Annotated in this window: 4 protein-coding genes; all 4 read right to left on the bottom strand. The window is 62.8% G+C overall.

Annotated elements, in window-relative coordinates; all coding sequences use genetic code 11:
- Nucleotides 1-294: 294 nt before the first annotated feature.
- Nucleotides 295-738 carry a hypothetical protein gene (locus tag Q1V87_RS13150; protein ID WP_300593707.1) on the bottom strand — a complete coding sequence of 148 codons (444 nt, stop codon included), beginning with the start codon at nt 736-738 and terminating at the stop codon, nt 295-297.
- Between the two features lie 313 nt (nt 739-1,051).
- Nucleotides 1,052-2,797: a recombinase family protein gene (locus Q1V87_RS13145; RefSeq protein ID WP_300593704.1), complete on the bottom strand. Its 1,746-nt coding sequence runs from the start codon at nt 2,795-2,797 to the stop codon at nt 1,052-1,054.
- A gap of 155 nt (nt 2,798-2,952) precedes the next feature.
- Entirely contained in the window at nt 2,953-3,204 is a 252-nt protein-coding gene (locus tag Q1V87_RS13140) for a hypothetical protein (protein ID WP_079941069.1), read from the bottom strand.
- A complete protein-coding gene (locus Q1V87_RS13135) occupies nt 3,185-3,820 on the bottom strand; it encodes a hypothetical protein (RefSeq protein WP_143003621.1) in 636 nt (211 codons plus the stop codon). The genes Q1V87_RS13140 and Q1V87_RS13135 overlap by 20 nt, the downstream gene beginning before the upstream one ends.
- Between the last annotated feature and the right edge of the window lie 223 nt (nt 3,821-4,043).

Below are 4,043 nucleotides of genomic sequence, written 5' to 3'. Positions count from 1 at the left end.
CGTGAGCGGCTCGCCGAGCAGGAGTCGGCGACGATCGGGCGCATCCTTCGGGCCTTGCGGGAACGGGGGCCGATGACCGGGGGCGAACTGGAGGCGCTTCGGATCCGGGGAGCGTCTCACAACTCACTTCGACCACTCCTTCGCACGGCCGCCGACCAGGGGTTCGTGACTCGACGGCAGGATGGCAGGCGTGTGCTGTGGTCGGCGGCGGCTCGGGCTACGGAGTCTATTCACCTGAATGGAGTCACCTAGGCGCGCGATAACGCCGTAGACGGCCTACTGGAGGAGGATCCGCTACTTGTTGCGGGTGACGTAGCTGTCGCCGGTGAGCGGGTTCAGGGTGCCGGTGTAGCCGATGCCGAAGACGGATCCGCTGTCGGTGGTGTCGGTGATGGCGGTGCAGGTGTAGGTGATGAGCGGTGGGCTTGTGGCGGAGGTGATGTCTGTGGCCGCGTCGTCGTCGATGAGGAATGACGGGTCGGGGAGTGAGGCGACCGTGCACAGGGCCGTGTCGGTGGCTCCGGTCTCGGCGGTGAGAGACTCCATGGTGGCGATCGAGCGCTCGGCGTAGGAGCGGAGGTCAGACAGCGCCTGGGCGAGGGCTGCAGCTCGCTGTGGCTCGAGGGATGGGTCTGGAGCGGGTGTGACCGTTATCTGCGGCGCGCAGGCCGTGAGGCAGGCGCACAGCGCCGTGGAGGTGGCGATCGACATGCCGCGAGCGCTGTGGTTGAAGGTCACGGCATGACGTTATCCCGTCGCGGTGAAGCCCTGTCGACGTGTGGGAGAAGGAGGCATGTCCGTGCCGCACCTCGCGAATTGGGGAAGCAGAAAAATCTGTGCCCGGGGGCTGCCGGGGATCCGTAGCCCCGTGTTCACCTTTCAGAATCCGCGTGGTTTCCGCCGGCGTCCCCGGTCGCTCCCGCGCTCCGAAAAACCCTCCCCGTGGGGCTCATATGGGGCTCAGGCCCTTGTGTCCGGTGGTATTGAGCGGTACTCGATGGTAGACTTATCTCGTGCCTGACCAGGCATTTCCTTGATAATTCAATGGTTCTCACTGGGGCTCAATCCTGCATGGCATGCAGGGGGTCAGGGGTTCGAGTCCCCTCAGGTCCACCAAAAGTTCGAAAGTCGAAACTTGCCCCGCTTGAATGCGGGGCATTTTCGTTGTTGCTACCGGGCCTGCGCTGTAGGTGTTGATTCTCTGCGAAGTCACGGTGTCGACACCGGCCTGGGGCTGCAGCTCGACGTTCTCGTTCTCGTCCACGATGATGCGCGTGAACAAGGCTTGGTTCAGGAACCGGCGTTCAGCGGGTTCGCAACGCAGGTACAACCCTTGCAGATCGGTGAGCACGGCGAGCATGTCTTCGAGGCCTTCACGGGCGTCCGCGTAGCGGGAATGCAGGCTGTCGAGCCTGGTCTGGATCGCGCCGAGTGCGTTCTGGATTCGGTCTTGCTCGCTCTTCAACAGATCGACCGGGATCGCATCGGCGTAGTGCGCCTGCACGAGCTTCAACCGTTCGGACTCGAGGCGAGCCTTCTGCTCGGTGAGTGCCGCGCGCTCGTCGCTGGCCCCGCCTTCGAGCCTGTCGAACACCTCGTGCAGAATCTTCCCAACCCCGGCAGCTTGGTCTTCGGTGAGTGACTTCGTGGCGTATGCCTGCTCGACTTTCAGTTCGATCCGCTCCACCAGGATCGCACTTCGCGTGCAACTCGTGGTTTTGCGACGGCGACCTGAGCAGGAGAAGTAGTCGTACCGTTCGCCCGTGTTTCCCTGCGGACGTTCAAGCATGAGCTTTGCCCCACAGGAGCAGTAGAGCGCGCCTTTGAGGTAGTGGTCGTGCTTCTGCGGTCGCTGACCTCGCTGGTTGTTGCGGTCGAGAATCTGCTGCACTTTCGACCAGACCTCGGGTGTGACCATCACGTCGTGGCTGCCCTCGTAGACTGCGCCCTGAAACGTGACGAGGCCCTTGTAATACGGGTTCGTGAGTACCTTGTGCACCATCGTTGTGGTGAGGGGCTTCTCAGGATGCTTCGGTGTCGGTCTCGTGGTCAGGCCGCGCCGATTCACTTCCTCGGTGAGCATCGAGAGTGTCCAGTCGCCATTCGCGTAGCTCTCGAACGCAAACTTCACAAGGTCGAATCTGTCGGGATCAGTGGTGACCTCGCGAATCTCGGCACCGTTCTCGGTGGTTCGCACGTTGAGGTAGCCGAGCGGGGCACGACCGGGAGTGCCACCCATGACTGCTTTCTGCCGGAGGCCCTTCACCACCTCCTGCGCGAGGTTCAGCGAATAGAACTCCGCGATCGTGGCAAGGATGCCGTGCATTAGCATCCCCGACGGCGACTCGTCGATGTTCTCAGTGACCGACACTAGCTGGATGCTGCGCCCGCGTAGCGTTGCATGGATCACGGCATCATCAAGGCGGTTCCTTGCCATGCGATCGACCTTGTTGATAATGCAGAACTGCACGGGGTTCACCGCCACATATTCCAGCATCTCCTGCAGCGCTTTACGGTTTGCGGTCTTCGCCGATTCGCCTGGCTCGATGAACTCTTTGACGATCACTGCCCCGAGCGAGGCGGCTTTCTTCTCGGCGGCTTCGCGTTGTGCAGGGATCGAGAGACCTTCTTCGAGGCCGTTGCGGGTGGCTTGATCCTTGGTCGAGACTCGCAGGTATGACACCGCGAGCGGGGTGCCATCACCGGGGGCGGGCTGCGGTTTGGCTTTGGCTGCTTGGGTAGCGAGCTTGCGGAGCGAGTCGAGGTCGAGACCGGCAGGGAGACCTAGGAGAGTCATTGCGATTGCCTTTCGTCAGGCAGCACCGAGCATGACTCGCTGCTGCGTGACGTGGCGGTCAGATTCGCAAGAGAGAAAGAACACTGCACTCCGGGCAATCGCCGGGGCCGTGTCGCAAGGGGTGCCACGTCTTGCTTGAGTATCTGTCTACGATGCTACTGCTTCACCGCGAGGGCGTCTTGGAAGAACCGGGAGAGACCGGCATTTCCGATATGCTGCTTGGCGGATTCATTCTGATCAGCAGACGCTGATGTCGAACGGAGTGCGATCCTGATGAGTACCTCCGCAAGCAACGGCACATCCACGGTCTCGCGGTCTTCGCAGCGCACCTTGACCTCCCGGCCTGCGGAAAGGGCTGGAGTCTTTCGCTGGTAGCTGCGCACCATCTCAATCACCGCTTGCGGCATTGCGGCGTGCTTCATGCTCAGCCACGAGAAGGAAGTAAGCGTCTTCGTCGGCACGGCGCGAAGCCACATCGGCTTTGACGAACTCTACGAAGTCGGCGTCTCGGTCAACGATGGGGGCCTCCGCCGCCGCAGGGTACGGGGTGTCGCCCGGCCAAGTGGTTTGCCGTGTGGGGCGGTCGCGGTCGATGCGGGTGCCGGAGGCTTGCACCCATTCGCGCAGGCGCATCCGCGCTTCGGTGAAGTCGCGGTGCCAGGTGATCGGGCCGCTGGCGTGCTGTTCAGGATCGTAGGCGCCGAGCCAATGACAATGCAGCGCCGAGAGTTCCCATACCAGCTCGGGGTGCCGGTGCCACAGCGGGGGCAGCACTGCCGGTGTGAGACCGTAGGAGAGTTTCAGCCAGGACACCCAGCTGTTGAGTTCGAGCCACTCGATCTCGGCTTGTTCGCTGGTGAGTAGGTTCCAGTTGATCGGTCGCGGCGGTGCGCTCACTCTGCCTCCCGCGTTCACCGGAGTGCCGAGACGCGGGAACTCTCGTGATGTCGATGCCGATGATTCTGACTCGGGCGCCTCCACGTCGGGAGGAAGTTCACTCGTATCCATGATGCCCTCGCTCATCGACTCACGCCGACTGATGCCGCGCTCACGTGTGTGGTGCGGTGCGGCTCAGGATGTGCGCTGACTGCCGTCGAGTGCTCCTGCGCGGCGCTGAGTGCCTGCCTCATCGCGGTGTGCTCTGTCGCACGCTGTTCGGCGCGGGGGTGTTACCCGTCACGTTGGATGACAGCCGGGGCGTCGTGGGTGACGACGTCGTCGTTGTGAGCTGAGGCGGGCTCTCGCC

The organism is Microbacterium sp., from assembly GCF_030149085.1.
Lineage (GTDB): Bacteria > Actinomycetota > Actinomycetes > Actinomycetales > Microbacteriaceae > Microbacterium.
The sequence above is the reverse complement of the archived record's forward strand: the minus strand, read 5'-3'. Positions and strand labels throughout refer to the sequence as shown.